The organism is Providencia sp. PROV033 (assembly GCF_028484855.1).
GTDB classification, from domain to species: domain Bacteria; phylum Pseudomonadota; class Gammaproteobacteria; order Enterobacterales; family Enterobacteriaceae; genus Providencia; species Providencia alcalifaciens.
The window spans coordinates 23,583-30,064 of record NZ_JAMPSW010000012.1 but is presented as its reverse complement, the minus strand read 5'-3'; the positions used below and the strand labels follow the sequence as shown (position 1 = coordinate 30,064).

Annotated in this window: 6 protein-coding genes and 1 pseudogene; 5 read left to right on the top strand and 2 right to left on the bottom strand. The window is 43.3% G+C overall.

Annotated elements, in window-relative coordinates:
• Positions 1 to 603 (bottom strand): annotated as a pseudogene (locus PSF16_RS04055) (signal recognition particle-docking protein FtsY); the annotation flags it as partial.
• Between the two features lie 217 nt (positions 604 to 820).
• Between PSF16_RS04055 and rsmD the strand changes: the two are divergent.
• Positions 821 to 1,438 (top strand): 16S rRNA (guanine(966)-N(2))-methyltransferase, encoded by a 618-nt coding sequence (rsmD, locus tag PSF16_RS04050; RefSeq protein WP_272688815.1) that lies wholly within the window; start codon positions 821 to 823, stop codon positions 1,436 to 1,438.
• On the top strand, positions 1,428 to 1,712 hold the full coding sequence (locus tag PSF16_RS04045; RefSeq protein ID WP_006659027.1) for a DUF1145 family protein: 285 nt from the start codon (positions 1,428 to 1,430) through the stop codon (positions 1,710 to 1,712). Before rsmD ends, PSF16_RS04045 begins: the two co-directional genes overlap by 11 nt.
• 3 nt (positions 1,713 to 1,715) lie before the next feature.
• Here the strand turns inward: PSF16_RS04045 and PSF16_RS04040 are convergent, their stop codons facing one another.
• On the bottom strand, positions 1,716 to 2,069 hold the full coding sequence (locus tag PSF16_RS04040) for a DUF2500 domain-containing protein (protein ID WP_006659026.1): 354 nt from the start codon (positions 2,067 to 2,069) through the stop codon (positions 1,716 to 1,718).
• Positions 2,070 to 2,231: 162 nt separating this feature from the next.
• Between PSF16_RS04040 and PSF16_RS04035 the strand changes: the two genes are divergently transcribed.
• The 3 genes from PSF16_RS04035 to PSF16_RS04025 all read left to right on the top strand — a co-directional run bounded on the left by PSF16_RS04035 (position 2,232) and on the right by PSF16_RS04025 (position 6,480).
• On the top strand, positions 2,232 to 2,861 hold the full coding sequence (locus PSF16_RS04035; protein WP_006659025.1) for a lysoplasmalogenase: 630 nt from the start codon (positions 2,232 to 2,234) through the stop codon (positions 2,859 to 2,861).
• Positions 2,862 to 3,009: 148 nt separating this feature from the next.
• Positions 3,010 to 5,343 carry a zinc/cadmium/mercury/lead-transporting ATPase gene (locus PSF16_RS04030; protein ID WP_272688814.1) on the top strand — a complete coding sequence of 778 codons (2,334 nt, stop codon included), beginning with the start codon at positions 3,010 to 3,012 and terminating at the stop codon, positions 5,341 to 5,343.
• Positions 5,344 to 5,541: 198 nt separating this feature from the next.
• Positions 5,542 to 6,480, top strand: a complete 939-nt coding sequence (locus PSF16_RS04025; protein ID WP_154636094.1) for an Rpn family recombination-promoting nuclease/putative transposase — start codon at positions 5,542 to 5,544, stop codon at positions 6,478 to 6,480.
• Positions 6,481 to 6,482 lie beyond the last annotated feature (2 nt).

Genomic DNA, 6,482 nt, shown 5'->3' with positions numbered 1-6,482 from the left:
AAGACGTGCAGCTTCCGCTTCTTGACGCTCAGTCTCGGCTTTCTCTTCTGCTAAACGAGCAGCTTCAGCGGCTTGATACTCACGCTCGGCTTTTTCTTCAGCATCTTTGATAGCCTCTAATTCAGCTTGATGCTGACGTTCGGCTGCTTCTTCCGCGGCTTTAATCGCCGCTTGTTCGATTTGATATTGGCGCTCAGCCTCTTCCTCAATCTTACGTAAAGCCTGAGCTTCTAACACCTCTCGAGCGGCTTTTTCTTCTGCAATACGAGCATCTGCTGCGGCTTGGCGCTCTTGTTCCGCTTTTTCTGCTGCAATGCGCATCGCATCTAAGTGAGCTTGATGCTGACGTTCAGCGTCTTCCGCAGCGGCTGTAATTGCAGCTTGCTCCGCTTGGTATTGACGCTCAGCTTCATCTTCCGCCGCTTTAATCGCATCTTCTTCCACTTGATGCTGACGCTCAGCTTCTAACCTAGCGGCTTCGTCTTGCTTCGCGTTATGGGCTACGTCATTTTTGTGTTCGACATCCGGTTGCTGAGTTTCTTCTTCACTTTTACGACCAAATCCCAACCATGAGAAAAAGCCTTTTTTCTTATCTTTAGCCATCAGCCACTACACTCCTCGCGGTAAAAACATGGCGTTTAAAAATTAAATCGCAATAAAATTACATGCAGTCTATCATTTCATCGCGCAGCAACACATATCTGAAAGAAAAATCATGACAATTTATTCTTATTTTTCTGTTAAAACCGTGAAACCGAAGCGCTACAATAGTCCCCAATAATTTATACATTCCTCAGTGAACTAAACAACTATACATATTATGGCAAAAAAACCACAAACAGCCTCTTTAGGGCAAATACGTGTCATTGGTGGTAAATGGCGTGGGCGAAAACTGCCTGTGCGTGATAGTGAGGGCTTACGTCCTACTACTGACCGCATTAAAGAAACGCTCTTTAATTGGTTAATGCCAGTCATCCGAGATGCTCGCTGCCTCGATTGTTTCGCCGGCAGTGGTGCTTTAGGCTTTGAAGCGCTATCTCGCTTTGCCGAGCACGTCACATTTATTGAGCTGGATAAACAAAACGCCAAACTGTTAAGCGAAAATAAAGTTCGTTTAAATGCGGATAACGCTACTGTGCTCAATGACAGTAGCCTCACTGTCCTCAGCCAAGTGGGTACACCTTTTGATGTCGTGTTTATCGACCCGCCATTTCGTAAAGGTTTACTCAGCCAAACTATCGAGCTACTCGAACAAAATCAGTGGCTCGCAGATGAAAGCTGGATTTATGTAGAGTCCGAAGCTGAGTTACCACTTACTGACATTCCCGCAAGCTGGCAGCTACACCGAGAAAAAGTAGCAGGTCAGGTTGCCTATCGTTTATTTATTCGTCAATCTGTTTATTCATCAAGTATGCAGGGAGAAAAAGATGCTGATTAATATTGGACGTCTGCTCATGATTTGTGTTTGGGGTTTCATGATCTTTAATATTGTTCACCCATTCCCTAAGCCATTGAAATATTTTATGGATATCGCAATGGTCTTTATGATTTTCATGCATGCCTTGCAGACAATCTTCCTGAAAGCTAGCTTACCGAAAGATCAAAAATTAACAGGTTTACAGCAGACTAAAATTTTCTTCTTTGGTGTGTTTGAAATGCTCGCCATGCATAAGAAAACCAAAGCGGCAATCGAGGCCGCTAAGAAAAAATAATGGTTATTCAGTCGGTTCAAAGCGAATAAATCGCGTGCCTTGTAACGTCAGCTTACCTTTAGTACCTAACGTAACATCTTGGTATTGCTGTTCGCTGACGATCACTTTAATGGTTTCTCCAGAAGCTTGGGTCTGAAAATAAATTTCATAGCGAAAAGTTTCAGGGGACACCACATCCCGCTCTCGAGAGCGCATATTGGGATAAGGATAATCTTTTTTCTCTTTAACAAGAACTAACTGGCTGACAGGCAATGAATTATCGTTAATTTCATTCTGTTTCTTTTGGTCAAAAAAACGTTTTGTCGCGAATACCGCGATAATAGCGAGAACAATAATTAAGAGAATTGGCTTATTCATAATTTGTATATTTAGCTTAGAATAATCATAAGTATATACCCTCTCTCACTCAAATTGCAGATAAACGCCATACAATTTGAGCAAGACGCGGTATAGTTTATTGATTCATCTGAAATCGCTATCAGTGATTTTTCTTTTCCAGAAGCTTTTAAGGATATGTGTATGATTAGTTGGCCATTCCTCGCTGTTTTATTTTCTGGCTGGCTGTATGTTGATGCAGCCTATCGTGGTCCTGAGTGGCAACGTTGGTTATTTCGCCCTATCACTCTGCTTCTTTTATTATTCTGGGGATGGAGTTCCGACGACTTAAATGCGCAAACCTACCTGATTTTAGGTGGTTTAGTGCTTTCTTTAGTTGCTGACCTTTCGAGAATGTTTTCTAGTGAACACTTGCTTACATCTTTAGGACTGATGTTCTTAAGCTATTTGGTCTATACCATTAGCTTCGGAATGCAATTTAACTTTGGTTTGTACCTGCCTTGGCTTATTGTTCCAATTGCTATCGCTGCGGTCACCTTTATATTCATTTGGGGAAAACTGGAGAGCCAACAACCTGTTGTTTTTGCTTCTATTATCATGAGTATGATTATGATGTGGGTTGCAGGAGATCAATATTTTGGCTTAGGTAGAGAGTTTAATTTCTCCATTATGGTGGGAGCCTCTATGTTGTTTTTATCTCACTGTATCTGGTTAATTGCGCATTTCCGTTTCCCATTCAAAGCCTCTAAAGCCGTTGTTGCCGCCTTCTATTTCCTTGGTCAATTCTTTATTGTTCGTGCCATTTACCTATAACACTTCGCCAATTGATAAAACGTGCTATTTGAGAATTTTATCAATTGGCTCCCCCTTTTTCATTTGACTCTAGAGTCTACTCTAGAGTGTAGACTTAACTCTAATTAGAGAACATGGTTAAAAACGCATTTAGAAAAAGGGGGCGCTTATGCACTCACACTCTCATAAAGATACCCATGCACATAAGACATCTTGCTGCTCTGGCAATAGCTGTTCTTCAACAACAGTAGAGAATAGCAAAAATGTCAGTCATGACTCATCTTCCCATGAACATAGTCATGATGATAAAAGTCATGCGCACGATGATGATGAAACATCCCATCAACATGGTAGCTGCTGCAATTCAGCACCCGCAGCTAATGATGATGTCGAACCAACACAAACCGCTAAACAACGTTTTAGTTGGATTGTGAGGGGAATGGATTGCCCTAGTTGTGCCGCTAAAATCGAAAATGCGATTACCCAAATTCGCGAAGTCGCTCAAGCAAAAGTGCTATTCGCCACTGAAAAATTGGTTGTTGATGCGGATAAAGACGTCACCGCAATCGTCCGCTCAACGGTCGAGGCTGCAGGTTATGAATTACATGATGTGGGCAGCAATAGCGCCACATCTACGCCATCAAGCTTACTGAGTGAAGCAAAACCGGTCATTATTTTAGCTATCTTAATGGCAATCAGCTGGGGATTAGAGTTTGTTAATCCGCAACTCGGTAACGTGGCTTTTATCTTAACAACGTTATTTGGGTTATACCCTATTGCGCGTAAATCGCTACGTTTAATTCGCACCGGTTCGCCATTCGCCATTGAAACCTTGATGACCGTTGCCGCTGTTGGGGCAATCTTTATTCAAGCGACAGAAGAAGCCGCCATGGTTATCTTACTGTTTATGTTGGGTGAAATGCTTGAATCCTACTCTGCGGGGCGCGCTCGACGTGGAGTCAGCGCATTAATGGCCTTAGTGCCTGAAGACGCAGTGCTTATCAAAGATGGGCAAAAAACATCCGTTCCTGTCGCACAGTTACGCCCTGGGGATATCATTGAAATCGCTCCAGGTGGTCGACTTCCTACTGATGCAGTACTGGTCTCTGGCTTTGCCAGCTTTGATGAAAGCGCATTAACTGGGGAATCAGTGCCTGTTGAGCGCAGTGCTGGTGAAAAAGTTGCCGCAGGCTGTTTATCTGTCGACAAAGCGGTGCAAATGGAAGTGGTATCAGAACAAGGTCAAAATGCTATCGACCGCATCTTGCAACTGATTGAAGAGGCGGAAGAACGTCGCGCACCGATTGAACGATTCATCGACCGCTTTAGCCGTATTTACACCCCAATTATCATGCTGATTTCAGCCTTGGTTATTGTCATTCCACCACTGTTTTTCAGCGCAGCGTGGGACACATGGATTTATCGTGGTCTGACTCTGCTGTTAATTGGTTGCCCTTGCGCACTCGTGATTTCAACCCCCGCTGCAATTACCTCAGCACTGGCAACAGCAACGCGACGTGGCGCCCTTATTAAAGGTGGCGCAGCGCTAGAGCAACTGGGCACTGTCACTACGATTGCGCTGGATAAAACCGGTACATTAACAGAAGGCAAACCCCATGTTACGGATGTCGTCCCAGTTGAAGGTATGAGTGAAAGCGAGTTAATTCGTATCACTGCATCGGTTGAAGTCGGCTCTCACCATCCGCTCGCTAAAGCGATTGTTAACAAAGCTGAAGAATTATCTATCACTGTTGAAGAAGCGTTAGAGCGTAAAGCACTGGCAGGTAAAGGAGTTGAAGGTTCCTTTAATGGCAAACAAGTGTTAGTCAGTGCACCCTCGAGGGTAGAACCACCATTAAACAGCCAGTGGCAAGCAAAAGTGGAAGCGTTAGAAGCCCAAGGTAAGACGGTTGTCGTGACTCTCGAAGATAACCACGTTATCGGCTTAACCGCTCTGCAAGATACCTTACGTTGCGATGCAGCTGACGCAATGGAGATGCTGAAATCACTGAATGTCAATGCGGTCATGTTAACTGGGGATAACCCTCGTGCGGCCAGCGCTATTGCCAATCAGCTTGGCATGGAATTCCGTGCGGGATTACTACCTGAAGATAAAGTCACCGCCGTCATGGAGCTTAATCGAAACCACAACACCATGATGGTGGGAGACGGTATCAATGATGCACCAGCTATGAAAGCTTCAAGCATTGGTGTTGCAATGGGTGGTGGTACTGACGTTGCTTTAGAAACTGCGGATGCAGCTTTAACCCACAACCGTTTGACTGGATTACCTGAAATCGTCGCATTATCCAGAGCCACACGGAAGATCATCCGCGAGAACATCACTATCGCCTTGGGTTTGAAAGCAGTTTTCTTGGTGACCAGCTTGTTAGGTATCACTGGATTATGGGTTGCCGTATTAGCGGATTCTGGCGCAACGGCATTAGTTACCGCCAACGCAGTTCGCTTACTGCGCGTGAAGCTGCCCGAAATCAAAAAATAGTATTTATTTAATTTGATATCTCGACGCCGTAATTATCATTATTACGGCGTTTTCTTATGTGTGGAAGATTTAAAATAATCAATTACAGCAAAGAGTTATACAAACCATTCACCAGCTGAATTTAGGACTAACTTTTCTCCCGCACACAAAAATATTGGGTAATATCTCGGTCATCGACAACATTTGATGAGTGTGGATATGACTAATAATGTAAGTTCAATACCTCATGATGCCGCCTTTAAAGGCTTTATGACAAAACAGAGCAATGCCCGAGATTTCTTTGAGCTTCATTTACCTGAGCAAATTAAACGCTTGTGCGATTTCGATACACTAACCCTCATTAATTCAGCCTTTATTGATAGCAAACTGAGAACGCGGTTTTCCGATGTTCTCTATTCCGTACAAACAAAAATGGGAGATAGCTATATCTATCTATTAGTCGAACATCAGTCAACACCTGACAAACTCATGGGCTGGCGTTTAATGCACTATGCATTCATGGCGATGAATCAGCATTTACAGCAAGGGCATAAAACCTTACCGCTCGTTGTCCCCATTTTGTTTTATCACGGGGAAACATCCCCTTACCCTTATGAAGAGGTATGGACGCAATGCTTACCCCACGCTGAAGTAGCCCATGCTCTGTATAGCAACCCTTTCCCGTTGGTCGATATCACTGTGGTTGAGGATACCGAAATAGTTAGTCACCGCAAAATCGCTGTGATGGAACTCGCAATGAAACACAAAAAATTACGAAATGACCACCAGAAGGTCACTGAGCACTTCGTTCAAATCTTAAACAGTCACTATAATGACAAAAATGACGTGATCACTATCTTGAATTACTTATTTATCATCATGGATTCCCCTTATTATACTTCCATTGTCGAGACATTAATCGACCAAGCCGAAAATCATCGAGGAGCTATTATGAATATTGCACAGCGGTTAAAAAATGAAGGTAAAATTGAAGGTAAAATTGAAGGTAAAATTGAGGGTAGAGTCGAAGGAAAAGAAGAAGGAAGAGAAGAAACGCTACAACAAATTGCTTTAAAAAGCTTACAGCTCGGATTCAGCGCCGATGTTATCAGCGAAATAACCGGCTTATCAATCAGTGAAATTCAAGCACTTAATTAAAT